General features: G+C 70.5%; 21 protein-coding genes. 9 read left to right on the top strand and 12 right to left on the bottom strand.

Annotated features, from left to right (window positions below):
- Window positions 1–33 precede the first annotated feature (33 nt).
- The 3 genes from ABZ928_RS15365 to ABZ928_RS15355 form a co-directional block, all read right to left on the bottom strand.
- Window positions 34–609, bottom strand: coding sequence for a GNAT family protein (locus tag ABZ928_RS15365; RefSeq protein ID WP_361518395.1), 576 nt, complete (start codon window positions 607–609; stop codon window positions 34–36).
- Window positions 610–728: 119 nt separating this feature from the next.
- The gene (locus ABZ928_RS15360) at window positions 729–1316 is read right to left on the bottom strand and encodes a Uma2 family endonuclease (protein WP_361518393.1); all 588 of its coding nucleotides are present in this window, start codon (window positions 1314–1316) and stop codon (window positions 729–731) included.
- A gap of 89 nt (window positions 1317–1405) precedes the next feature.
- Window positions 1406–2083, bottom strand: coding sequence for an SGNH/GDSL hydrolase family protein (locus tag ABZ928_RS15355; RefSeq protein ID WP_361518391.1), 678 nt, complete (start codon window positions 2081–2083; stop codon window positions 1406–1408).
- A 99-nt stretch (window positions 2084–2182) separates the two neighbouring features.
- Between ABZ928_RS15355 and ABZ928_RS15350 the strand changes: the two genes are divergently transcribed.
- Window positions 2183–3187 carry a WD40 repeat domain-containing protein gene (locus ABZ928_RS15350; protein ID WP_361518389.1) on the top strand — a complete coding sequence of 335 codons (1005 nt, stop codon included), beginning with the start codon at window positions 2183–2185 and terminating at the stop codon, window positions 3185–3187.
- A gap of 34 nt (window positions 3188–3221) precedes the next feature.
- Here the strand turns inward: ABZ928_RS15350 and ABZ928_RS15345 are convergent, their stop codons facing one another.
- The gene (locus tag ABZ928_RS15345; RefSeq protein WP_361518388.1) at window positions 3222–4001 is read right to left on the bottom strand and encodes a TetR/AcrR family transcriptional regulator; all 780 of its coding nucleotides are present in this window, start codon (window positions 3999–4001) and stop codon (window positions 3222–3224) included.
- 116 nt (window positions 4002–4117) lie between these two features.
- On the opposite strand from ABZ928_RS15345, the gene ABZ928_RS15340 reads away from it, so the two are divergent.
- The 4 genes from ABZ928_RS15340 to ABZ928_RS15325 all read left to right on the top strand — a co-directional run bounded on the left by ABZ928_RS15340 (window position 4118) and on the right by ABZ928_RS15325 (window position 9418).
- Entirely contained in the window at window positions 4118–5098 is a 981-nt protein-coding gene (locus ABZ928_RS15340) for an ATP-binding cassette domain-containing protein (RefSeq protein ID WP_361518386.1), read from the top strand.
- Between the two features lie 28 nt (window positions 5099–5126).
- Complete coding sequence (locus ABZ928_RS15335; RefSeq protein ID WP_361518384.1) at window positions 5127–5960, top strand: ABC transporter permease; 834 nt, start codon at window positions 5127–5129, stop codon at window positions 5958–5960.
- 109 nt (window positions 5961–6069) lie between these two features.
- Complete coding sequence (locus ABZ928_RS15330; protein WP_361518383.1) at window positions 6070–7593, top strand: cellulase family glycosylhydrolase; 1524 nt, start codon at window positions 6070–6072, stop codon at window positions 7591–7593.
- A gap of 214 nt (window positions 7594–7807) precedes the next feature.
- Window positions 7808–9418: an alpha/beta hydrolase gene (locus ABZ928_RS15325; RefSeq protein WP_361518381.1), complete on the top strand. Its 1611-nt coding sequence runs from the start codon at window positions 7808–7810 to the stop codon at window positions 9416–9418.
- 90 nt (window positions 9419–9508) lie between these two features.
- Here the strand turns inward: ABZ928_RS15325 and ABZ928_RS15320 are convergent, their stop codons facing one another.
- The 8 genes from ABZ928_RS15320 to ABZ928_RS15285 form a co-directional block, all read right to left on the bottom strand.
- Complete coding sequence (locus ABZ928_RS15320) at window positions 9509–9982, bottom strand: hypothetical protein (protein WP_361518379.1); 474 nt, start codon at window positions 9980–9982, stop codon at window positions 9509–9511.
- Between the two features lie 96 nt (window positions 9983–10078).
- Entirely contained in the window at window positions 10079–11197 is a 1119-nt protein-coding gene (gene serC, locus ABZ928_RS15315) for a phosphoserine transaminase (RefSeq protein WP_361518377.1), read from the bottom strand.
- A 124-nt stretch (window positions 11198–11321) separates the two neighbouring features.
- Window positions 11322–12581 (bottom strand): cytochrome P450, encoded by a 1260-nt coding sequence (locus ABZ928_RS15310; protein ID WP_361518376.1) that lies wholly within the window; start codon window positions 12579–12581, stop codon window positions 11322–11324.
- On the bottom strand, window positions 12578–13810 hold the full coding sequence (locus ABZ928_RS15305) for a cytochrome P450 (RefSeq protein ID WP_361518374.1): 1233 nt from the start codon (window positions 13808–13810) through the stop codon (window positions 12578–12580). The genes ABZ928_RS15310 and ABZ928_RS15305 overlap by 4 nt, the downstream gene beginning before the upstream one ends.
- A complete protein-coding gene (locus ABZ928_RS15300; protein ID WP_361518372.1) occupies window positions 13807–14463 on the bottom strand; it encodes an ATP/GTP-binding protein in 657 nt (218 codons plus the stop codon). The genes ABZ928_RS15305 and ABZ928_RS15300 overlap by 4 nt, the downstream gene beginning before the upstream one ends.
- On the bottom strand, window positions 14444–14791 hold the full coding sequence (locus ABZ928_RS15295; RefSeq protein WP_361518370.1) for a DUF742 domain-containing protein: 348 nt from the start codon (window positions 14789–14791) through the stop codon (window positions 14444–14446). Before ABZ928_RS15295 ends, ABZ928_RS15300 begins: the two co-directional genes overlap by 20 nt.
- The gene (locus tag ABZ928_RS15290; RefSeq protein WP_361518368.1) at window positions 14788–15195 is read right to left on the bottom strand and encodes a roadblock/LC7 domain-containing protein; all 408 of its coding nucleotides are present in this window, start codon (window positions 15193–15195) and stop codon (window positions 14788–14790) included. The genes ABZ928_RS15295 and ABZ928_RS15290 overlap by 4 nt, the downstream gene beginning before the upstream one ends.
- A complete protein-coding gene (locus ABZ928_RS15285) occupies window positions 15195–16946 on the bottom strand; it encodes an ATP-binding protein (RefSeq protein WP_361518367.1) in 1752 nt (583 codons plus the stop codon). The genes ABZ928_RS15290 and ABZ928_RS15285 overlap by 1 nt, the downstream gene beginning before the upstream one ends.
- Before the next feature lie 233 nt (window positions 16947–17179).
- On the opposite strand from ABZ928_RS15285, the gene ABZ928_RS15280 reads away from it, so the two are divergent.
- The 4 genes from ABZ928_RS15280 to ABZ928_RS15265 all read left to right on the top strand — a co-directional run bounded on the left by ABZ928_RS15280 (window position 17180) and on the right by ABZ928_RS15265 (window position 22997).
- Window positions 17180–20068, top strand: coding sequence for an FAD-binding and (Fe-S)-binding domain-containing protein (locus tag ABZ928_RS15280; protein ID WP_361518365.1), 2889 nt, complete (start codon window positions 17180–17182; stop codon window positions 20066–20068).
- Window positions 20058–20855, top strand: a complete 798-nt coding sequence (locus ABZ928_RS15275; protein ID WP_361518363.1) for a metallophosphoesterase family protein — start codon at window positions 20058–20060, stop codon at window positions 20853–20855. The genes ABZ928_RS15280 and ABZ928_RS15275 overlap by 11 nt, the downstream gene beginning before the upstream one ends.
- A 67-nt stretch (window positions 20856–20922) precedes the next feature.
- Window positions 20923–21813 carry a M55 family metallopeptidase gene (locus ABZ928_RS15270; RefSeq protein WP_361518361.1) on the top strand — a complete coding sequence of 297 codons (891 nt, stop codon included), beginning with the start codon at window positions 20923–20925 and terminating at the stop codon, window positions 21811–21813.
- Between the two features lie 35 nt (window positions 21814–21848).
- Complete coding sequence (locus ABZ928_RS15265) at window positions 21849–22997, top strand: peptidoglycan bridge formation glycyltransferase FemA/FemB family protein (RefSeq protein WP_361518359.1); 1149 nt, start codon at window positions 21849–21851, stop codon at window positions 22995–22997.
- Window positions 22998–23054 lie beyond the last annotated feature (57 nt).

Raw genomic sequence — 23054 nt, 5'->3', positions numbered from 1 at the left:
CCGTAAGCTACCCGCCCATCTGCCCCGCAGGGACTAGGAGTTCGGGGTAGTTGGGGAAGTCGGGGTGGTAGGGGTCTGGGTCGGCTTCCAGTCCTGGGACAGGAGGCCGAGTACTACCTCGTCCAGGAACTCGCCCAGTACCCAGGCCGAGGAGCGCAGGACGCCCTCGCGGACGAAGCCGTTGCGTTCGGCGGAGCGCAGCATGGCCTCGTTGTCCGCCAGGGTCTCGATCTGGAGGCGCTGCAGGCCGCGTACGACGAAGCCGTAATGGCACAGCACCGCCACCACGTCCGTGCCGTAGCCCTTGCCGCGGGCGGACGGCAGCAGGCCGAGGCCGATGTGGGCGCATCGGTGGTGGTTGTCGATGCCCCACAGCGACGCGGCGCCGACCAGCGTGCCGCTCTCCGCGTCCACGACGGAGAAGGCCAGGTTGGCCTGGTCCGTGTCGTCCACCACGAACTTCGCGCCCGCCGAGCCGGGCGAGACCGGCCGCCACGGCCGACCATCGGCCCGCGAGGCGTTGACCACGTCGTTGTAGAGCTCGGCCTCCAGGACCGGAATATCGTCCTCATGCCGAGCCCGGAGCCCGATCTTGTCACCACGAAGCATGCGAGCTTCCTACCGAACCCCTTGGCCCAAAGGCAACCCAATTAGCCCGCCCAGCACTTGAACCCTCGCGCCCTGGGACCCGCTCCTCCCGGCCGACGTTCAGGAGGGAGACCAGCCCCTCAGTCGCGCGGGAACTCGTCCGTCCTGAGGGTGAGGCCGAGGTGGGTGCCGGTCATGTCGACGTCCGTGCCGAAGGCGATGGAGAGCTCGCTGAGGTACTCGCCCTTCTTGGGCTGGGTGTAGAGGTGGCACTTGCCCTGGTAGGGGTCGGCGATGAGGTACACAGGGACCTCGGCCACGGCGTAGGCGAGCTTCTTGGGACCGTAGTCGTTGGCTGCCGTGCCCTTGGAAATGACCTCGGCGACGAACTCGACGTCTTCGTGGCGCGAGTGGCCCTGCTCCGTGTTGGCCGCGCCCTCTTTCATCACCGTCACGTCGGTGGCGAAGCCGTTGAGAGGGCCTGGGTAGTCGATGCGGACGTCGGACTTCAGCCGCTTCCGGGGGTATTTGGTCCGCAGCTGCTCGACGATGTCCGCGATGATCTGCCAATGGGTGTCCCGCTGCGGCGACATGTAGACGGTGCCCTCGACGATCTCGACCTTGTATCCCTCGGGGGTGGGCATCTTCTCAAGCCGGTCGAACATCTCGTCGAGCATGCTTTCGTTGTCGCTTTCGGCCATCGCGATCCGGCCTTCAAGGACGGTCATCGTGGCGCTCCTCCCCGACCGCCCCTCGCACAAGGACAGCCGCGCAGTACAACGATACGCACGGTGACCTGGTCACGCGCCGTAGGTCATCACACCATCGCGTAAGGCTCCCCGACCCCCCACCCCTGATACATCGCCTCCGCGAAAGCCCCCGCGATCTTGTGCTCCCCGCTCGCGTTCGGATGCGTCCCGTCGTACGTGTCGACGTTGATGTCGTACGACTCCGGCGGTGACGCCAGCAGCAGCTCCGAGCGCGGTTCGTCCAGGTCCGCCACCGTCTTCGCCAGGAGCTCGTTGAAGAGCGTGACCTGCGCGCCGAAGGCCGGCTCGTCCACCGCGCGGATGTTCGGGATGACCGGGAGCACCACCATCCGCACCCGGGGCCGCGCCGCCCGCGCCTCGGCCACGAAGCGGCGTACGTTCTCCGCCGTCTGCTCCGCGTTCGTGTAGAAGCCGAGGTCGATCAGGCCGAGGGAGACCAGGAGGACGTCGGCCCTGCATGACCGCACCGCGTCCGCGATCAGCGGGGTCATGTGCAGCCAGCCCTCGCCCCAGCCGGCGAGGTGGGCGCGGGGGAAGTCGGGGTCGGCGTAGTCGTACGAGGTGGGGGCGTCGGCGGCCTTGTCGTGGAGGGTGTCGCGCGGGCCGACGAGGGCGAACGGGCCGCCGTATGTGTCGCGCAGGTGCTGCCACAGCCGGTAACGCCAGGTGTGTTCGCCCGCGCTTCCGATGGTCTGGGAGTCGCCGACGGGCATGAACCTGAGCATCCGCTCATGATGAACGATCAGCGGGAGCGGTGGGGTGTGCGGCCGTGTGAAGCCGGACACGTGAGCCCCTGTCCCGCACGGGATGGCAAGCTTGAGGCCATGCGTGCGCAACTCGGAGCCCTCGGTGTCCTCGGGACCACTGCCCTGGTCGTCCTCATGGGCGCGGGGCCCGCCGCAGCCGCCGACGGGGACGGGGACGGGAAAGGGGACCAGACCTTTACCATCGACGATCCCCGTATCACCGAGTCCAGCGGCCTCGCCGCCTCCCATCAGCACCCCGGCATCTACTGGACTCACAACGACCAGGACTCCGGCACCTACCTGTACGCCGTCGACAGCTCCACCGGGAAGACCGTCGCGCGGATCACCCTCAGCGGGGTCGGGCAGCAGCGGGACGTCGAGGCGATCGCCATCGGCCCGGACCATCAGATCTATGTCGGGGACATCGGGGACAATGACGGGGTCACCTGGCCCTACGTCTGGATCTACCGGCTTCCCGAGCCGAAGAAGCTCGTCGACCAGACCATCCGTGCCACCCAGTACGTCGTGAAGTACTCCGACGGCTCCCGTGACGCCGAGTCGATGATCGTCCACCCCAAGACCGGGCGCGTCTACATCATCGACAAGAACGAGGACGGCGGGCATCTCTACGAAGGCCCCGCCAAGCTCTCCTCCTCCGGGACCAACGTCTTCAAGCCCACCACCGCCGTCGACCTCTGGGCCACCGACGCCGCCTTCTCGCCCGACGGCCAACAGCTCGCCGTACGCGGGTACTTCGGCGGCATCTGGTACGACTGGAACGGCGGCGACCTCAAGAAGGAGGGCCGCATCAGCGTCCCCCTCGGGCAGGGCGAGTCCGTCTCCTACTCCGCCGACGGCACCAAGCTCATGCTCGGCAGCGAGGGCGCCGGGAGCGAGGTGGAGGCGCAGGACGCACCCGGGGACCAGGACTCCGGCTCCTCCTCCGGGAACGGCGGGTCCGCCCAGGCCGACGGCGATGGCGACGGCGGCTCCGGCAACAAGAACGTCGAGGTCGGCGCCCTCGCCGTAGCCGCCGTGGCAGCTGTCGTGTTCGGGTTCCGGAGGTTGCTGCGGCGGAAGTGAACCCCCGCGCCCACGAACAGATCCGCCGCGAGGATCAGTTCTCCGTGCCGCGCCCTGACGCCTTGCCGCGCTCTGCCACGATCACTTCCAGCCCGTCGAGGATCCGCTGCAAGCCGAACTCGAAGTGGTCGAAGTCGGTGCCGAAGGCGTCGTCCGAGAGGGCGGCCAACACCGGGTAGCGGCCGCTCGCCATCACCTTCTCCAGCGTCGGTACCTGCGCCTGCCAGAACTCCGCGTCCGTCAGGCCCGTCCGGCGCTCCACCTCCTGGGCGTACAGCTGGGTGCGGGCCGCGCCGACGACGTAACCGTCGATCATGATGATCGCCGAGACCAGTTCGGGGTCGGTCAGGCCCATCGGCTTGATGCGGGTGAGGATCTTCTCCATGCCGTCGAGGGCGCTCGGGCCGAGGATCGGGCGGGACTGGTTGACCTGGAGCAGCCAGGGGTGGCGGCGGTAGAGGGCGAGGGTGGAACGGCCCACGGCCTCCAGCGCCGAGCGCCAGCCGCCGTCGCCCAGGTCCGCCGGGTTCTCGGAGGGCCGTTGGACGCGGTCGAGCATCAGGTCGAGCAGTTCGGCCTTGCCGGGGACGTACCGGTACAGCGACATCGCTCCGGTGCCGAGTTCGGTGGCGACCCGGCGCATGGACACCGCCTCAAGGCCGTCGGCGTCCGCCACCTGGACGGCCGCTTCCACGATCCGGTCCAGGGTGAGGGTCGGCTTGGGGCCCCGGCTGGGGCGCTTGCCCGTGTCCCACAGCAGCTCAAGGGTGCGGACGATGTCGCCGCTGCCGCTGGTCTCCGAACTGCTCGTCATGGGTGCAGCTTAGGTCCCCGGTCAGTCCCCCGGAAAAAACTGAGTACGGCGTACGCGTAATCGGGTACGGTGTACTCAGTTACCGGGAGCAGCCAGTCACCGAGACAGGGGGACCCATGACCGACGGATACGGCGGATACGCCGTCCACGCCGAGGCACTGGAGAAGCGGTACGGCGAGAAGCGCGCCCTCGACGGCTTCGATCTGGCCGTCCGCGAGGGCACCGTGCACGGACTGCTCGGGCCGAACGGCGCCGGCAAGACCACCGCCGTACGCATCCTCTCCACGCTGGTCCGGCTCGACGGCGGGCGGGCGACCGTCGCCGGACTGGATGTGGTCCGGCACTCGCGCGAGGTGCGTGCCCGTATCGGGCTCACCGGGCAGTACGCGGCCGTGGACGAGGTGCTCACCGGGCGGCAGAACCTGGAGATGTTCGGGCGTCTCTTCCACCTCGGCGGCCGCCGGGCCAAGGCGCGCGCCACCGAACTGCTGGAACAGTTCGACCTCACCGACGCCGGGGACAAGGGCGTCGGCAAGTACAGCGGCGGTATGCGGCGCCGCCTCGACCTCGCCGCGTCGATGATCCTCGCCCCGGCAGTGCTGTTCCTCGACGAGCCGACCACCGGGCTCGATCCGCGCAGTCGCAATGAAGTCTGGGAGTCCGTGCGGGAGTTGGTGGCGAGCGGCACCACCGTGCTGCTGACCACGCAGTATCTGGAGGAGGCCGACAAGCTCGCTTCCCGCATCACCGTCATCGACCAGGGGCGGGCCATCGCCGACGACACCCCGGACGGGCTGAAGAGCCGGGTCGGCGGCGACCGCATCGAGGTCGTCGTCGCCGAACGGGCCGACATCCCGCAGGTCGTGAAGGTCGTCGCCCGGGTCTCGGACGGTGAACCCGAGGCGGAGGAGGGCGAGTTGCGCGTCCACGCCCCCGTCGTCGACCGGGTCTCCGCCCTCACCGAGGTCGCTCGCACTCTCCAGGACGAGGGCGTGCGGGTGGAGGACATCGGGCTGCGCAGGCCCAGCCTCGACGACGTCTTCCTGCGCCTGACCGGACACCGCACGGAGACGGCACAGAAGGAGGCGGCCGCATGAGCACGATGGCACAGAAGGAGGCGGCCGCATGAGCACGCTGGAGGACACCCGCAGCCGTACGTACCGGATCACCCGCAGCCGTACGTACTGGATCCTCGCCGACGTCTGGAACATCGTCCGCCGCGGCCTCACCCACTACCAGCGCCAACCCATCAACATCGCCTGGCAGTTGGGCTTCCCGATCCTCTCCGTCCTCCTCTACGGCTATGTCTTCGGCAGCGCCATGCAGGTGCCCGGCGGCGGGGACTACAAGGACTTCCTGATGCCCGGGATGTTCGTGATGACGATGGCCTTCGGGTTCATCAACACCGCGACGCTCGTGGTGTACGACGCCACGAAGGGTGTGATCGACCGGTTCCGTTCCATGCCGATGGCGTCCGCGGCCGTCGTCGCCGGGCGCGGGGTCACCGATCTGCTCGTCGCCTGCGCCGAGTTGGCCATCATGATGCTGACCGCGTTCGCGATGGGCTGGCGGCCCGATGGCGGGTTCGGCTTCCTCGCGGCCTTCGGGCTGCTGCTGTGGCTGCGGTTCGCGCTGATCTGGATCGGGGTGTGGCTGGGGCTCATCGTCCCCAACCCCGAGGCGGCGGGCGGGCTGTTCGCGGTGGCCTTCCCGCTCACGATGATCTCCAGCATCTTCGTCGCGCCCCAGCTCATGCCCGACTGGCTGGGCCATGTGGCCGCCTGGAACCCGATCTCCTCCACGGCCGCCGCGACCCGCGATCTGTTCGGGACGCCGGTGGGCGGCGGGGACTCGTGGGTCGAGGAGCACGCCCTGCTGATGGCGTGTGTGTGGCCGGTGATCCTGACAGCCGTCTTCCTGCCTCTCGCGGTACGCAGGTTCCAGAAGCTCAGTCGGTAGCGTCACGTGTCTTGACGTGTTCATGTGACCTGACTTCCATGGGGGGAGCGGGTGATGGGAGCGCTCCCATCACGTTCCGGGCCCGCGCCCCCCGAGAGAAGGCAGCGACATGTTCCGCACCTTGCGAAGAGCGTTGTGCGCGGCGGCGCTTCTGATACCGCTCCTGGTCGGCGTCGGCCCCTCGGCACAGGCGGCCGATACGGCCGACACTGCCGCCGGTGCCGGTTACTGGCACACCAGCGGGCGCCAGATCCTGGACGCGAACGGGCAGGCGGTCCGGGTCGCCGGGATCAACTGGTTCGGCTTCGAGACCAGCAATCACGTCGTCCACGGCCTCTGGTCCCGCGACTACAAGTCCATGATCGACCAGATGAAATCGCTGGGCTACAACACCCTCCGCATCCCGTTCAGCGACGACATCCTCAAGTCCGGGACCGTCCCCAACAGCATCGACTTCAGCAGCGGCAAGAACGCCGACCTCCAGGGGCTCAGCTCCCTGGGCGTGCTGGACAAGATCGTGGCGTACGCCGGCCAGGACGGCCTCAAGGTCATCCTCGACCGGCATCGCCCGGACTCCGCAGGGCAGTCGGCGCTCTGGTACACCGCCGCGGTCCCCGAGTCGACGTGGATCGCCAACCTGAAGGCGCTGGCGACCCGTTACCTCGGCCAGGACACCGTCGTCGGGATCGACCTGCACAACGAGCCGCACGACCCCGCCTGCTGGGGCTGCGGCGACACGGCGACCGACTGGCGGCTGGCCGCCCAGCGGGCCGGGAACGCGGTCCTCTCCGTCAACCCCGACCTGCTGATCTTCGTCGAGGGCGTGCAGACCTTCAACGGTGTCTCCGGGTGGTGGGGCGGCAACCTGATGGGCGTGGCCCAGTATCCGGTGCAGCTGAGTGTCGCCAACCGGGTCGTCTACTCCGCCCACGACTACGCCACGAGCGTGGCCCAGCAGAGCTGGTTCAGCGATCCGTCCTTCCCGGCGAACATGCCGGGGATCTGGGACAAGTACTGGGGCTACATCTTCAAGCAGAACATCGCGCCCGTGTGGGTGGGCGAGTTCGGTACGACGCTCCAGTCGACCGTCGACCAGAAGTGGCTGGCGGCACTCGTGGACTATCTGCGGCCGACGTCGACGTACGGCTCGGACTCCTTCCACTGGACCTTCTGGTCCTGGAACCCCAACTCCGGTGACACGGGCGGGATTCTGAAGGACGACTGGCAGACCGTGGACACCGTGAAGGACGGGTATCTGGCGAGCGTCAAGGCGCCGGGCTTCCCGTCGAACGGCGGCGGCGGTGGAGGGGGCGGGGGTGGTGGCGGTGGTACGGCCGCCTGCACCGCCGTCTACACCGTCAGCAGCGACTGGGGGAGCGGCTTCAACGCCGAGGTGAAGGTGACCAACACCGGGACGACCGTGATCAGTTCATGGAAGGTGACCTGGACCTGGAGCGGGTCGCAGAAGGTCACGAACATGTGGAACGCGTCGTACACGCAGTCCGGGGCGACGGTGACCGCCACGAACGCCGCGCACAACGGGGCGGTGGCCGTGGGCGGTTCGGCGACCCTCGGGTTCGGCGGGGCGCCGGGAGGCGGGAGCGTGCCGACCGTGACCTGCACGGCGACATGAGCGGAGCGATCCGCACGGCGACATGAACGAGAGGGCGTCCGGCATTCGGCCGGGCGCCCCCTCCGTACCGTCCACGCGGCCGGGGCCGCCGGATCACAGCTGGTTCAAATTTTCGGTCGGGATGTTCTCCGGCGGCACACTTTTCCGAAAAGATCCCGCCAGGACCGCCAACCTTCCGATCCTTGCCCAACCCCCCATGCTCTGAAGGACCTTCATGAGAAGAAGTACAGCCGTGCTCTGCGGTGCGACCGTCGTCCTCGCCGGCTCGCTCACCGCCGTCCCGGCCCAGGCCGACGCCCCGCAGTCCGCGCAGTCCGCCCAGGCGTCGAGCCTCACCTGGAAGAAGTGCGGCACGGACGACTCCCCGACCCTCCAGTGCGCGTCGGTGAAGGTGCCCCTGAACTACGCCAAGCCCGCGGGGCGGAAGATAACCCTCGCCCTCTCCCGCGTGCCGCACACCGCGCAGCGCTACCAGGGTCCGCTTCTGGTCAACCCCGGCGGCCCCGGCGGCAGCGGCCTGAGCCTCGCCGGCTACGTCGCCTCCGCGCTCCCCAAGGCGGTCGCGAGCCAGTACGACGTCATCGGCTTCGACCCGCGCGGCGTCGGCAAGAGCAAGCCCGCCCTGGACTGCGTGCCGGGCTCCTTCAACCCGGTCCGCCCGGACTCCGTGCCCAGCACGCCCGCGATCGAGAAGGCCAACCTCAAGCGCGCCAAGTCCTTCGCCAAGGCCTGCGGCACCAAGTACAAGGACGTGTTGCCGTACATCAACACGATCAGCGCCGTGAAGGACATGGACTCGATCCGCAAGGCGCTCGGCGCGAAGAAGATCAACTACTTCGGCTACTCGTACGGCACCTACCTGGGCCAGGTCTACGGCAAGCTCTTCCCGAACCGGGTACGCCGCCTGGTGCTGGACTCCATCGTCGACCCCGACGGAGTCTGGTACGACGCCAACATCGCGCAGGACTACGCCTTCGACGCCCGCCAGAAGGCGCTCATGGCGTGGATCGCCAAGTACGACTCCACGTACAAGCTCGGCACCGACCCCGCCAAGATCGAGGCCAAGTGGTACGCGATGCGCGCCGCGCTGGCCAAGAAGCCCGCCGGCGGCAAGGTGGGCGCCTCCGAGCTGGAGGACATCTTCATCCCGGGCGGCTACTACAACGGCTACTGGCCCGACCTGGCCAAGGCGTTCGCCTCGTACGTGAACGACAAGAAGACCGCCCCGCTGGTCGAGGCGTACGAGAACATGGCGGCCATCGACGCCTCCGGTGACAACGGCTACAGCGTCTACACCGCCGTGCAGTGCCGTGACGCCTCCTGGCCGCGCGACTGGAAGCAGTGGCAGAAGGACAACTGGGCCGTGTACGAGAAGGCTCCCTTCATGGCCTGGAACAACGCCTGGTACAACGCGCCGTGCGCGTTCTGGCCCACGAAGACCCTGAAGCCGGTGAACGTCGCCAACAGCAAGCTGCCTCCGGTGCTGCTGTTCCAGGCGACGGACGACGCGGCCACCCCCTACCAGGGAGGTGTCAACGTCCACCGTCTGCTCAAGCACTCCAGCCTGGTCGTGGAGCAGGGCGGCGGCAACCACGGCATCTCGCTGAGCGGCAACGCCTGCCTCGACAAGTACCTGGTGAAGTACCTCACCGACGGCACGGTGCCGCGCGGCAGCGGTACGGCCGACGCGGTCTGCCAGAAGACCCCCGACCCCAAGCCGGCGGCCGCGGCCTCGGCCTCGGCGCTGTCCGCGGCGACCGCCGGACAGCCGGCCACGGCGTCGAGCGGGACCGGTCTGCACGGTCTCCTCGGCTTCCGCGACTGAGCCGACAAGCGCTGAAGCAGGACCGAACAAGCAGGGCGCCCGGTGAACACCGGGCGCCCTGCTCGTCGTCGAAGGAAGTCAGGTGGGAAGTCAGCCGCGCACCGACTTGATCCCGTGGAGCTTGGGGGCGTTGAGCAGGCTGACGCCGGTGTAGCCGGAGCTCTTGAGGAAGAACAGGGGAGCGGCGAGGAACGCGACGGCGATCGCGATGATGCTGAGGGGGAACAGGACCGACCCCGACTGGCCCTCGGGCACCGTCTTGCCGCCTTCGTAGACGGCGAAAGCGAAGGCCACGACGAGGACGAGCACGGACAGTGCGGCAAGAGTCCGCAGGATGGCGGTAGTCCTGCGGTAACCGGCCTCGTCGCGGACCTCGGCCCGTACGGCGGCGTCGCACGCCGAGCAGGTCAGTTCCACAGTGTGCTTGCCCGATGCCGGCCGGCGCACCCGGTACTGGGTGTCCCGCCAGGTGATCTGGCGGGTCTTGGTCATCACGCCGGTCGTGTTGTCGCTGAGGAGGTGGCGCACCGCGATCTCCACGGTGCCCGGTATCGGTCTGTTCATGCCACAGCCGTACCCGAAGAACAGGGCCCTGTCACCGACAGGGCCCTGCAACAACTTGCGCAACTACCGCTTTTTACCCGGAAGTTACAGCTTCAGCTACAGCTTCTCGATCACGTAGTCGATGCACTTGGTCAGCGCCTCGACGTCCGCCGGGTCGATCGCCGGGAACATCGCGACGCGCAGCTGGTTGCGGCCGAGCTTGCGGTAGGGCTCGGTGTCGACGATGCCGTTGGCGCGCAGGACCTTGGCGACGGCGGCGGCGTCGATGTCGTCGGAGAAGTCGATCGTGCCGATGACCTGCGAGCGCTTGGCCGGGTCGGTGACGAACGGGGTCGCGTGCTTCGACTCCTCCGCCCAGCTGTACAGGCGCGTCGAGGAGTCCTTCGTACGGGCCGTCGACCAGGCGAGGCCGCCCTGGCCGTTGATCCACTCCAGCTGCTGGTTCAGGAGGAAGAGCGTGGCCAGGGCCGGGGTGTTGTACGTCTGGTTCTTGCGGGAGTTGTCGATCGCCGTGGGGAGGCTGAAGAACTCCGGGATGTGGCGGCCGGAGGCGTGGACGCGCTCGGCGCGCTCGATCGCGGCGGGGGAGAAGACGCCGATCCACAGGCCGCCGTCGGAGGCGAAGGACTTCTGCGGGGCGAAGTAGTAGACGTCGGTCTCCGACACGTCCACCGGCAGGCCGCCGGCGCCCGACGTGGCGTCGACCAGGACCAGCGCGCCCTCGTCGGCACCGGCCACGCGCTTGATCGGGGCGGCGACACCCGTCGAGGTCTCGTTGTGGGTGAAGGCGTACACGTCGACGCCCGCCTCGGCCCGCGGCTCCGGGTGCGTGCCCGGGTCGGAGGCGATGACAGTCGGGTCGGCGAGCCAGGGGGCGAGCCCCGCGGCCTTCGTGAACTTCGAGCTGAACTCGCCGAAGTTCAGGTGCTGCGACTTGTTCTCGATCAGGCCGTGGGTCGCCACGTCCCAGAACGCGGTCGAGCCGCCGTTGCCGAGGACGACCTCGTAGCCCTCGGGGAGGGAGAACAGCTCACTGATGCCCTCGCGCACCTGGCCGACCAGGTTCTTCACCGGGGCCTGGCGGTGTGAGGTGCCCAGGAGGGACGTACCGGTTGCGGCCAGCGCGTCCAGCGCTTCCGTCCGCACCTTGGAGGGGCCCGCGCCGAATCGACCGTCGGCGGGCTTGATGTCAGCGGGAATCTGGATCTCAGCCACGAGCCGGAGGGTATCCCCTCGGCGAAACGGGATGGAAACCCGTCCGTTCGATGAGACGACTCCTCCGGCCCGTGGACTTGTGGTGATCTACGACGGGGGATTCATGACATTCCTGACCGGTGGTCTACGACGCTTGCGGCGCCGTCAGCCGTACCGGCAGCTCGAACAGGTCGTTCTGCGTCACCACCGGCTTGTTGCGGAGCTCGGACGCCGGGATCGCCAGGTCCAGGTCCGGGAAGCGGGCGTACAGGGCCGGGAGGGCGACGCCCGCCTCCAGGCGGGAGAGGGCGGCGCCGGGGCAGACGTGGGGGCCGTGGCCGAAGCTGATGTGGCGGTTCTGGGAAGTGCGGGTGATGTCGAAGTCGCCGGCGGTCGGGCCGTGGGCCTGTTCGTCGCGGCCGATCGCGGCGTACGACACGATCAGCGCGTCGCCCGCCGGCAGGGTCTTGTCACCGACCTGGACGTCCTCCGTGGCGAAGCGGATCAGGACGTGGGAGGTGGGGGTGGAGTGGCGGAGCGTTTCCTCGACGACCGCCGACCAGTCGGCCTCGCCGGACAGGACCTGGGCGCGCTGGTCGGGGTGGAGTGAGAGCTGGACCACCGCGTTGACGATGAGGGAGATCGTCGTCTCGTGGCCCGCCGCGACCATCAGCTGGAGCGTGGAGACGATCTCCTCGTCGGTGAGGTGGTCGCCGTCCTCGGAGGCCTGGATGAGAGCCGAGGTGAGGTCGTCGCCGGGTTCGGCGCGCTTGGCGGCGACCGTCTCCGCCATGATGCCCGCGAGTTCCATGAGCGTGGCGATGACCTCCGCCGGCGGGGTCTGCGTGGAGAAGAACTTCTCGAAGAGCTCCTTGAGGCGGGGGAGCTTCGCCTCGTCGATGCCCATGAGGTCGGCGATGACGTACATGGGGAGGGGGTAGGCGAAGGCCGCCTTGAGATCGACGAAACCGGCCTCGCCGCCGTCCTTGCCGGCGCCTTCGAGGTTGTCGAGCAGCCCCTGCGTCAGCTTGGTGATGCGGTCGCGCATCTGCTCCACCCGGCGCGGGGTGAGCGCCTGGGCGACCAGCGTGCGCATCCGGCGGTGGTCGGCGCCGTCCACGGTGAGCATGGAGCGGCCGGGGTTGGCGAGGCCGATCAGCGGCCAGTCCTGGGGGATCTCGCCGCGCTGCCAGGCGCCCCAGACGTTGATGTCCTTGACGAGGCGGGGGTCGGTGAGGAGCTGCTTGGCCTCGGCGTGGTGCGTGACCGCCCAGACGGGCACCCCGCCGGGGAGTTCTACGGCGGCCAGCGGACCGGCCGCACGGAGCCGGGCGCTCTCGCCGTCCAGGTCCTTGACGAAGGGGTCCAGGGCTATACGGGTCTCTTCGATGCCGGTCGTCGTCATACGGAGGTGCCTCCAAGGGCAGGGGTGGGCGAGAACCGCACGGGCAATTCCGTCAGCCCCCGCAGCCAGGGCGAGGGCCGACGCGTCAGGGACTCGGCCGGGGCGGCCAGGTCGATGTCGGGGAGGCGGTCCAGTACGACCTCGATGCCGGTCCGCGCGATGACCTCGGCCACCTCCTGCGCCGGGAACGGGCAGCGGTGCTCGCCGTGGCCGAAGGAGAAGTGCGCGCTGTTGCCGCCGGTGAGGGCGGCGCCGTCGGTGCGGACCTGGGGGTCGGAGTTGGCGCCCTGGAGGCCGAGGAGCAGCAGGTCGCCGGCGCGGATGCGGCGGCCGCCGAGCTGGGTGTCACGGGCGGCCCAGCGGCCGGCCACGTTCTGGGTGGGCGTGTCCTCCCACAGGACCTCGTTCATGGCCTCGGCGACACTGTTGCGGCCGCCGAAGAGGGAGGCGGCGAAACGGTCGTCGGTGAGCATCAGCCGCAGCGAGTTGCCGATCCAGTCGGCGGTCGGCTGATGGCCCGCCGCCATCATCACCATCAGGTCCTGGGCGATCTCCTCGTCGCTGAACCCGCTCTTGTCGGCGAGCATCCGCGACACGACGTCGTCGGCGGGCGTGGCTTTCCGGTCGGCCAGGAGCTGGAACATGGACGTGGCGAGGTGCGTCTGGCCCGAGATCGCCCGCTCCCGGCCGTCGATCATGTCGTTCAACGCGGTGACCAGGCCCGGCCCTTGCTCGTCGGAGAACCCGTAGAGGCGGGCCAGGACGCGCACCGGCAGCAGCATCGCGTAGTCGGCGACGAGGTCCGTCTCGCCCTTCGCGCACACCGCGTCGATCAGCTCGTCGGCGAACTTCTCGGCGTACCCGCGCAGTTCGGAAGGCTCTACGGCCTCCAGCGCGTCGCTGATCATTCCGGCGCGCTCGCGGTGGCGTTCGCCGACCGTGTAGAGGATCGACGGCTGCTTGCGGCCGATCATCGGCAGCAGCGGCCAGTCGTCGGGGATGCGGTCCCACTGGTTCCACAGGTCGGAGTCCCGGCTGAACAGCACCGGATCGCCGGTGACTTGGTGCAGCTCGCGGTAGCCGAGCACCAGCCACGCCGGTACGTCGCCGTCGAGCACCACCGGAGTCACGGCACCGTGCTCGCGCCGCATCTGCCGGTACAGCTCGGCTGGTTCGGTCTGGAACCTGGGTCCGCTGAGCGGCACGGGGGCGGACGCGGGAGCGGTCACGGGGTCAACTCCTGTTCGCGTACAGGGGCGTGGGATGCGTGTGTGTCGCTGTAGGCGTTGCTGTAGGTGTTCCTGACGTGCTCGACCAGGGTGATCAGGACCTGCTTGCCGGAGGCCCGGGAGCGGGCGTCGCAGTCGAGGAGCGGGACGTGCGGGTCGAGGTCGAGGGCGTCGCGGATCCGGCTCGGGGCGTGGGCGGGGCCGCCGAAGTCGTTGCAGGCCACGATGAACGGTGTGCCGTGGTGTTCGAGGCGGTCGATGGCGTACCAGGAGTCGTCGATCCGGCGGGTGTCGACGAGGACGACCGCGCCGAGCGTCCCCGAGAACAGCCGGTCCCACAGGAACCAGAACCGCTCCTGCCCCGGGGCGCCGAACAGATACAGCACATTGCGGGCGTCGAGCGTGATGCGGCCGAAGTCGAAGGCCACGGTGGTCGCCTTCTTGTCCTGGATCTCGCTGATGTCGTCGACGTGTTCGCCGGCCCGGGTCATCGTCTCCTCGGTGTTGAGGGGGCGGATCTCGCTGACCGAGCGGACGAGGGTGGTCTTGCCGACGCCGAATCCGCCGACCACGACGATCTTGAGACCGTTGTCGGCGGTGGCCCCCAGGGGGGTGCGGGCGGCAGCGGCTGCCTCAGAGGTTGCGGAGTCCAACGAGCACCTGTTCCAGGACGTCGGGATCGGGGACGGCGGCTTTGCGGGGGTGACGGGCGCTGACACGGCCCGTCGCGAGGAGGTCGGCGAGCAGGATCTTGGTGATGCTGACGGGCAGTTTCAGCTCGGCGGCCAACTCGACCACGGCGGTCGGGAGTTGGGTGAACCGGAGGATCGCCGCGTGTTCCGACTGCATGCCGGGCACCGGATCGCACTCGGCGACCACGAGGGTCACCAGGTCGAACGGGCTGTCCGGCGCGGGGTGGGCGCGGCCGCCGGTGAGCGTGTAGAGGCGGTCGGGTGAGTCGTCCCTTCCGGGGCGGCTCATGACGTCCGGGGCTGCGCGGTCAGATGCCGGCCGAGCTGCTCCACGAGTTCCGTCATGTTGTGCCCGACGAGCCCGGCGTCCGCGTCCTCGGCGGTGATCACGGCCAGATGCGCCCCGTCACCCGCCTCGACGATGAACAGCACCCCGCCGTAGAACTCGGTCATCGCCGACCGCACCCCTCCGCTCCCGTCCCCGAACTCCACGGACGCGCCGTGCGAAAGCGACTGGATCCCGGCGGCGATCGCGGCCAGCTGATCCGCCTGATCGACGGTCAGCTCCGGCGTCCGGCACAGCTTCAGCCCGTCCCGGGACAGCACGAGCGCGTGCCTCGCTCCCGGGGTGCGCTCCAGGAGCCCCTCGATGAGCCAGGTCAGCTTCTCGTCGGCGGTGGTCGTGCCGGTCATCACGTGGGGTTGCCTTCCGGGTGGGTGGCGGTGGTGTGTACGGCGGTGTCGGGGGTGGTGGTGTGTACGGCGATGTCCTCCGCCGGGGGCGTGGCGTCCTGGTCCGAGAGGGAGCCGCGTACGGCACGGCGGAAGTTGCTGAAGCGGGCGGCGCGGGTGAGGGGGTCGTCGAGGGAGGCGGGGAAGGCGGTGTCGGGGGTCGGGAAGGGCCCCGGTTCGTCGTCCTGGCCCGCACGCGCACGCGTGCGCTCCCGTTCCCGTTCCCGGTCGAACTCGGCCGCACGCGCGCGTGCCCGCTCCCGCTCCCGCTCGGCCGCGGCGAGGGCCCGCCCCCGGTGGCGCCTGGGCAGCCCGTCGGAGACGGCGCCGGCGTCACGAGAGGGGGACTCGTGCGCGGGTACGGGGTCGGGGTCCGGGTCGGCGGTGGCGTGCTGGGCGTCGGTGGCCGTCTCGGTTTCGGCGGGTGCGTCGGCGGCATCGGGCTTCGAGCGCTCAGCCCCGGCCGCGGGCGGCTGCGGAAGGGCGAGGGCGTCCTGGGGGAGCGGTGCGTCCTGGGGTACGAGGATGTCCTGGGGGACGAGCATGAGGACGCCGGTGCCGCCGCGCGCGGAGGGGCGGTAGGAGACCTTCAGGCCGTACTTGAGGGCGAGGCGGCCGACGACCGCGAGGCCGAGCCGGGTGCCGGTGAGGCCGCCGAGGCCCGCCGCCTCACCCTCCACGGCACGTTCCGCGCGGCGCAGCTGCACCTCGCTCATGACCAGGCCGCTGTCCTCGGCGGAGAGGATGACGCCGGCGGGGACCTCCTCGACGTACACATGCACCTCGGCCGTCGGCGGTGAGAAGTTCGCCGCGTTGTCGAGGAGTTCGGCGAGCGCGTGCATGACGCCTTCGGCGGCGTGTCCGGCGACCGCGGCCTCGCTCGCGGAGTGCACCCGCACCCGCCGGTAGCCGCTGATCCGTCCCATCGCACCGCGCAGGATGGACTCCATGGCGATGGGGCGGGCCCAGCGCCGGCCGGAGCGGGCGCCGGTGAGGACGGCGACGGAGTCGGCGAGGCGGCCCGCCTGCGCGGCGCGGTGGTCGAGGTGGAGGAGGTCGGCGAGGACGTCCTCGTCGTCGTGCCGTTCCTCCATGGCGCGGAGGTCGGCGAGCATGCCGGTGGCGAGCGCCTGCATACGGCCGGCCGCGTTGGCGGTGGCGGAGACGGCGGCGGCACGGTCCTGCGCGGCCTTGCGGGACTGCTCGGTGAGGCGCGCGTTCTCGGCGGTGAGACGGGCGCGTTCCGCGTGGGCCTCGGCGGTGACGCGGTCGCGTTCCTCGGCGAAGGACGTGGACAGGCGGGTGCGTTCGGCGGCGAACTCGGCGGTGAGCCGGGCGCGTTCGAGGTCGGCCTGCGAGGTGAGGCGGGCCCGCTCGTGGGTCAGCTCCTCGGTCAGGCTCACCCGTTCCCGGTCGAACTCGGCGCTCTGCCGGGCCCGCTCCTGAAGCAGCCGGCCGGCGTCGAGGGTGACGGCCTCCAGACGGCGCCGGGTGAGCCGTACGGTCTGGACGGCGTGGGCGGCCATGGCGACGGCCGCGACCAGGAGCAGGGCGCCCGCTCCGGCTCCGCACGCGAGGGGGACGCGCACCGAGTCGGGTGCCGCGGCGACCGCGGCGACGACGACGGCCGTGGCCAGTACGGCGGTGAGCAGCGGGGCGGGGGCGAAGGTGCGGAAGGTGGGTCGTTCGCCGGGCAGGGTGGGGGCGGTCATGAAAGGGGTCCTCGGTCGTCTTTGACTCGGTCGTCCTCGGTAGGGGTCCGCTGTCGTTCCTGACGTTCCTGAGCGAGTAGTCACACCTGTTGCTCAACTGGCCGTCACTATATGAGAGTTGGTGATCGAATTGGGAAAGTTCCGCTTGCGTTCACAGATTCTGGTGCGGTTGGTGTGGACGGAGACGTCACAGGGGTCCCGTCACTGTCAGTGGTCGGATGCATGCTTGTTCCATGACGGATCTCGAGGCAGCACTGCGGCGGGCCGTCCGGGGTGACGTCGGCTTCGATGTCACGTCCCGGGCGCTGACGACCATGGACGCGTCGAACTACCGGCGGGTGCCGCTGGGGGTGGTGGCCCCCCGGGACGCCGACGACGTGGCCGCGGCCCTCGCGGTGTGCCGTGAGCACGGAGTGCCGGTCGTCGCGCGAGGCGGCGGGACGTCGATCGCCGGGCAGGCCACCGGGACCGGTGTCGTACTGGACTTCACGCGCCACGTGAACCGGCTGCTCGCCCTGGACCCGGAGACCCGCACCGCCGTAGTCCAGCCCGGCCTCGTCCTCGACCGCCTCCAGGACGCCGCCGCCCCGCACGGACTGCGCTTCGGGCCCGACCCCTCCACCCACAGCCGGTGCACCCTCGGCGGGATGATCGGCAACAACTCCTGCGGCTCGCACTCGGTGGCGTGGGGCACGACCGCGGACAGCGTGCGCGAGCTGGACGTCGTCACCGCGCGCGGGGAGCGGCTGCGGCTCGGTCAGGGGTGGGCGGGGGCGCCACAGGGGCTGCGCGAGCTGGTGGAGGGCGACCTGGCCCGGCTCCGCACCGGCTTCCCCGAACTGCCCCGCCGGATCTCCGGGTACGCGCTGGACGCGCTGCTGCCGGAGCGGGGCGCCGACGTGGCCAGGTCCTTCTGCGGGAGCGAAGGCACGCTGGGCATCCTCACCGAGGCGGTCGTACGGCTGGTCGCGTCCCCCCGCGCGCGTGCCCTCGCCGTACTGGGCTACCCGGACGAGGCCGGGGCCGCCGAGGCCGCCGCCGGGCTGCTGCCGCACGGCCCTCTGACGGTGGAGGGCATGGCGGCCGACCTGGTGCCCTCGGCGGTCTCGCTGCCGCGCGGCGGGGCCTGGCTGTTCGTGGAGACGGGCGGCGACACCGAGGACGAGGCACGCACGCGTGCGGAGACGATCGTGCGGGCGGCGGACGTCGTGGACGCCCTGGTGGTGACCGACCCCGCGGGCCAGCGCGCCCTGTGGCGCATCAGGGAGGACGCGTCCGGCACGGCGACCCGGATGCCGGACGGCAGCGAGGCCTGGCCCGGCTGGGAGGACTGCGCGGTGCCCCCGCCCCGACTGGGCGGCTACCTGCGGGACTTCAGGAAGCTCCTCACCGAACACGGGCTGCGCGGAACGCCGTACGGCCACTTCGGCGACGGCTGCATCCACGTGCGCATCGACTTCGACCTGCTCAGCGAACAGGGCATCGGCCGCTTCCGGCGCTTCTCGGAAGACCTCGCCGACCTGGTGGTGACACACGGCGGTTCGCTGTCCGGCGAGCACGGCGACGGCCAGGCGAGGGCCGAACTCCTGCCCCGCATGTACGGCGAGGAGATGGTGGGGCTCTTCGAGCGGGCGAAGACGGTCTGGGACCCGGACGACCTCCTCAACCCCGGCATGCTCGTCCGCCCGGCCCCCCTCGACACCAACCTCCGCTTCTCGGTCCTCCCACACCGGCCAGTCGACGTCGCCTTCGGCTACCCGGCCGACGGCGGCGACTTCTCCGCCGCCGTACGCCGCTGCGTGGGGGTCGCGAAATGCCGTACGACCTCGGCGTCCGGGTCCGCCGTCATGTGCCCCTCCTTCCGCGCCACCGGCGAGGAGGAGCACTCCACGCGCGGGCGTGCCCGGCTGCTGCACGAGATGCTCGCGGGCGAACTGGTCACCGACGGCTGGCGCTCGGACGAGGTCCGGGACGCGCTCGACCTGTGCCTGTCCTGCAAGGGCTGCCGCTCCGACTGCCCGGTCGAGGTCGACATGGCCACCTACAAGGCGGAGTTCCTCCACCACCACTACGAGGGCCGACGCCGCCCGGCCGCCCACTACACGATGGGCCGGCTCCCGGTGTGGCTCCGGGCGGTCGCCCGCACCCGTACCGCCCGGCTGGTCAACACCCTCGCCGCCGTACGGCCGTTGGGCTGGGCGGCGAAGCGGCTGGGCGGCATCGCGCCCGAGCGGGGGCTGCCGCGGCTGGCGGAGCAGACCCTGACCCGCTGGTGGGCGAGGCGGGCGACCACGGCCGGTACGGGTGCGTCGGCCGGTGCGGGTGCGCGGGTGGTGCTGTGGCCGGACACCTTCACCGAGCACCTGTCACCGCAGGTGGGCCAGGCGGCGGTGCGCGTACTGGAGGCGGCGGGCCTGACGGTCCTCCTGCCACCCACCCTGCGCCCGTCGGCCGCCTTCTCCCCCCTCACGGCCCGCCGAGGCCGGGTCTGCTGCGGACTGACGTACGTCTCCACGGGCCAGCTCGACCACGCCCGTACGGTCATGCGCCGCACCCTCGACCTGATGGCACCGGTCCTGGAGACCGACCTCCCGGTCATCGTCCTGGAACCGAGCTGCGCGGCGGCCCTCCGCACCGACCTGCCGGAACTCCTCCACGACGACGAGCGGGCGGGACAGCTGGCCTCCCGGGTCCTGACCTTCGCCGAGGCACTGGAACGCCTCGCCCCGGACTGGCGCCCGCCTCGCCTGGACCGCCCGGCCGTCGGCCAGACCCACTGCCACCAGCACGCCGTACTCGGTGACGCGGCCGAGCGCCGACTCCGTGAAGCGGCGGGACTGACAGGTGAGTTGAGCGGGGGCTGCTGCGGCCTCGCGGGCAACTTCGGGTTCGAGAAAGGCCACTTCGAGGTGTCGGCGTCCTGCGCGGAGGAGCAGTTGCTGCCGTCGGTGCGCGAGGCGCCGGAAGGGGCGGTGGTCCTGGCGGACGGGTTCTCGTGCCGGACACAGCTGGAGCAGTTGGCCGGGGTGCGGGGGCGGCATCTTGCGGAGGTACTGGCGGAGGGGCTGGTGGAGGAGCTGACGGAGGGGGCAGGGCGTGAGGGGTGGGGCCATGAAGGGTGAGTTCGGGCGGGTCGCCGTCCTCTCCGACATCCACGGGGTGCTGCCCGCACTGGAGGCCGTACTCGCGGAGCCGGACGTCGTGGCGGCCGAGCGGATCGTGCTGACCGGGGACATCACGGCCGGACCCCAACCGTCCGAGGTTCTGGACCTGTTGCGGGCGCAGGGGGAGCGCGTCCTCTGGGTCGGCGGCAACGCGGACCGGGAGCTGGTCGAGTACCGCAGGGGCGAGCGGGCGGACATCCCCGACCCGATCGCCCCCTACGCGGCCGGCCAACTGACCGACGAACAGGTCGAGTTCCTGGCGAGCCTGCCCACCACCCTCACCCTCACTCTCCGCGGCCTCGGCGAGACGTTCTTCTGCCACGCCACACCGCGCGACGACGAGGAGGTCGTCCTCGTCGACTCCCGCCTCGACCGCTGGACGGAGGTCCTGGCGCCGCTCCCCGACACCGTTCGCACGGTGGTCTGCGGCCACACCCACATGCCGTACGTCCGCCTCGCCCACGGGCGCCTGATAGTGAACCCCGGGAGCGTCGGAATGCCGTACGGCCGCCCGGGCGCCCACTGGTGTCTGCTGGGGCCGGGCGTCGACCTGCGGGTGACCCCGTACGACATACCGGCGGCGGTCGGGCGGCTGGTGGGGGAGTGCGGTTACCCGGAGATCGCGGAGTGGGCGGACTACTACCTCAACGCGCGGGCGACGGACGCGGAGGCGCTGGCGGCGTTCGGCCCCCGGGACGGGCGAGAGGACGGGGGAGTAGACAGAGCAGGGGCCGGGCGGGAGTAGGTGTAGGAGGAACCGGTCGGGGCGCGGCGGGCGTCTTCTCAGTGATCAAGACCGAGGAGACCCCACAGTGCGTATCTACATCAGCGTCGACATGGAAGGTGTCACGGGCCTCGTCGACGCCGACGACGTCCAGCCCGGCGGCCGGGACTACGAGCGGGGCCGGCTGATGATGGCGGAGGACGTCAACGCGGCCGTCCGCGGAGCGATCGCGGCGGGCGCCACCGACATCCTCGTCAACGATGCGCACGGCCCCATGCGGAACCTGCGGCCCGAGAATCTGCACCCGGCGGCCCGTCTCGTGCGGGGCAAGCCCAAGCAGATGGGCATGCTCGAAGGCCTCACTCCCGGCTACGACGCCATGGTCGGCGTCGGCTACCACTCGCGGGCCGGTGAACTCGGGGTGCTCAGCCACAGTTTCATGGGGCACGAGATCGAGGACATGTGGCTGGACGGCCGCCCCGTCGGCGAGATCGGCATGGCGCACGCCACGGCCGCTGCCCTCGGCGTCCGGCTCGCGGTCCTCACCGGCGACGACCGCGCCTGCGCGGAGATGACGGCATGGGACGCCTCCGTCGCCACGGTCGCCGTGAAGTACGCGCGGGACCGGTTCGCCGCCGAACTGCGCCCGGCGGACGAGGCCCGCGCCGCGATCGAGGAAGGGGTCGCTTCCGCTCTCGCCGCACCACGGCCGGCCGTTTCCGCGACGCCGCCTTCCAAGTCCAAGTCCAAGTCCGAGTCCGAGTCCGAGTCCGAGCCTGGGCCTGGGCCTGGGCCCGCCACGCTCTCCGTCCGCTGGCAGTCGGCCTCGGTCGCCGCCACCCTCCTGGGCATCCCGGGGGTCAAGGCGACGGACAGCCGCACCGTCCAGGCGCAGGGCGCCCTGCCCGACCTGTACCGGCAGTTCGGCGTGTGGATGCGCGTGGCGGCCTCCCTCACCAACCAGCAGCCGTACTGCTGACCAGCTAGCCGTATTGCCCTGCAAGGAGCCCGACAGTGTCCCTCCCCCTCCCCTCCCTCCCCTCCCTCACCCTCCGCCCCCTCACCCGCGCCGACCACCTCGCCTTCATCGCCGCCCGCCCCTCCGTCAGCCATACGCAGATCCCCTCGTGGGGAGATGTGAAGCCGGACTGGCGGGCGGAGAGTCTGGGCTGGTTCGACGAGGAGGGGCGGCTGGTCGGGGCGGGCCTCGTGTTGTACCGGCCGTTGCCCAGGCTGAAGAAGTACCTGGCCTATCTGCCCGAGGGTCCGGTGATCGACTGGTACGCCGCCGACCTCGGTGAGCGCTGGCTGGAGCCGATGCTCGCCCACCTCAAGCGGCAGGGCGCGTTCTCGGTGAAGATGGGGCCGCCCGTCGTCGTACGGCGATGGAGTGCCGACGCGGTGAAGGCGGCGATCGCCGATCCGGCGGCGCGGCGGCTGAGGGACGCGGAGGCGACGTCGTACGAACCGCGGGCCTTCGACGTGGCGGAGCGGCTGCGGCGCATGGGGTGGCAGCAGACGGAACCCGGCGGGGAGGACGGCTTCGCGGCCGGACAGCCCCGGTACGTCTTCCAGGTGCCGTTCGCCGGGCGGTCGCTGGAGGAGGTCCACCGGGGGCTCAACCAGCAGTGGCGGCGCAACATCAAGAAGGCCGAGAAGGCCGGGGTCGAGGTCGTCCGCGGCGGGTACGACGACCTGCCCGCGTTCTACGAGCTGTACGGCGAGACCGCCGAGCGCGACCGGTTCATCCCGCGTCCGCTCGCCTACTTCCAGCGGATGTGGCGGGCGCTCGCCGCCGAGGACCCCGACCGTATGCGCCTCTACCTCGCCCGCCACGAGGGAGACGTCCTCGCCGCGGCGACCATGCTCACCGTCGGCGAGCACGTCTGGTACTCCTACGGCGCCTCCACCGCCCGTAAGCGCGAGATGCAGCCCAACAACGCCATGCAGTGGCGCATGATGGCCGACGCCCATGAGCTCGGGGCGGCCGTGTACGACCTGCGCGGCATCACGGACACCCTGGAGGACTCCAACCACCTCCTCGGCCTGCTCCGCTTCAAGGTGGGCACGGGCGGTCAGGCCGTCGAGTACCTCGGGGAGTGGGACTTCCCGCTGAACCGGCTGCTCCACAAGGCGCTGGACCTGTACATGTCCCGCCGTTAGTCCATTGGCTGGCCGTTGGTCCATTGGCCCGGCGCCATCGACAGTTGCAAAATGGGT

This window comes from Streptomyces sp. NPDC046909, from assembly GCF_040644695.1.
In the GTDB taxonomy this organism is placed as follows: Bacteria; Actinomycetota; Actinomycetes; order Streptomycetales; family Streptomycetaceae; genus Streptomyces.
The sequence above is the reverse complement of the archived record's forward strand: the minus strand, read 5'-3'. Positions and strand labels throughout refer to the sequence as shown.

Coding starts and splice junctions, on each gene's coding strand:
- ABZ928_RS15280 (WP_361518365.1), top strand. CDS start 17,180: ATGACGGATCTCGAGGCAGCACTGCGGCGGGCCGTCCGGGGTGACGTC.
- ABZ928_RS15365 (WP_361518395.1), bottom strand. CDS start 609: ATGCTTCGTGGTGACAAGATCGGGCTCCGGGCTCGGCATGAGGACGAT.
- ABZ928_RS15325 (WP_361518381.1), top strand. CDS start 7,808: ATGAGAAGAAGTACAGCCGTGCTCTGCGGTGCGACCGTCGTCCTCGCC.
- ABZ928_RS15340 (WP_361518386.1), top strand. CDS start 4,118: ATGACCGACGGATACGGCGGATACGCCGTCCACGCCGAGGCACTGGAG.
- ABZ928_RS15295 (WP_361518370.1), bottom strand. CDS start 14,791: ATGAGCCGCCCCGGAAGGGACGACTCACCCGACCGCCTCTACACGCTC.
- ABZ928_RS15275 (WP_361518363.1), top strand. CDS start 20,058: ATGAAGGGTGAGTTCGGGCGGGTCGCCGTCCTCTCCGACATCCACGGG.
- ABZ928_RS15310 (WP_361518376.1), bottom strand. CDS start 12,581: ATGACGACGACCGGCATCGAAGAGACCCGTATAGCCCTGGACCCCTTC.
- ABZ928_RS15330 (WP_361518383.1), top strand. CDS start 6,070: ATGTTCCGCACCTTGCGAAGAGCGTTGTGCGCGGCGGCGCTTCTGATA.
- ABZ928_RS15335 (WP_361518384.1), top strand. CDS start 5,127: ATGAGCACGCTGGAGGACACCCGCAGCCGTACGTACCGGATCACCCGC.
- ABZ928_RS15290 (WP_361518368.1), bottom strand. CDS start 15,195: ATGACCGGCACGACCACCGCCGACGAGAAGCTGACCTGGCTCATCGAG.
- ABZ928_RS15360 (WP_361518393.1), bottom strand. CDS start 1,316: ATGACCGTCCTTGAAGGCCGGATCGCGATGGCCGAAAGCGACAACGAA.
- ABZ928_RS15285 (WP_361518367.1), bottom strand. CDS start 16,946: ATGACCGCCCCCACCCTGCCCGGCGAACGACCCACCTTCCGCACCTTC.
- ABZ928_RS15350 (WP_361518389.1), top strand. CDS start 2,183: ATGCGTGCGCAACTCGGAGCCCTCGGTGTCCTCGGGACCACTGCCCTG.
- ABZ928_RS15345 (WP_361518388.1), bottom strand. CDS start 4,001: ATGACGAGCAGTTCGGAGACCAGCGGCAGCGGCGACATCGTCCGCACC.
- ABZ928_RS15320 (WP_361518379.1), bottom strand. CDS start 9,982: ATGAACAGACCGATACCGGGCACCGTGGAGATCGCGGTGCGCCACCTC.
- ABZ928_RS15355 (WP_361518391.1), bottom strand. CDS start 2,083: ATGCTCAGGTTCATGCCCGTCGGCGACTCCCAGACCATCGGAAGCGCG.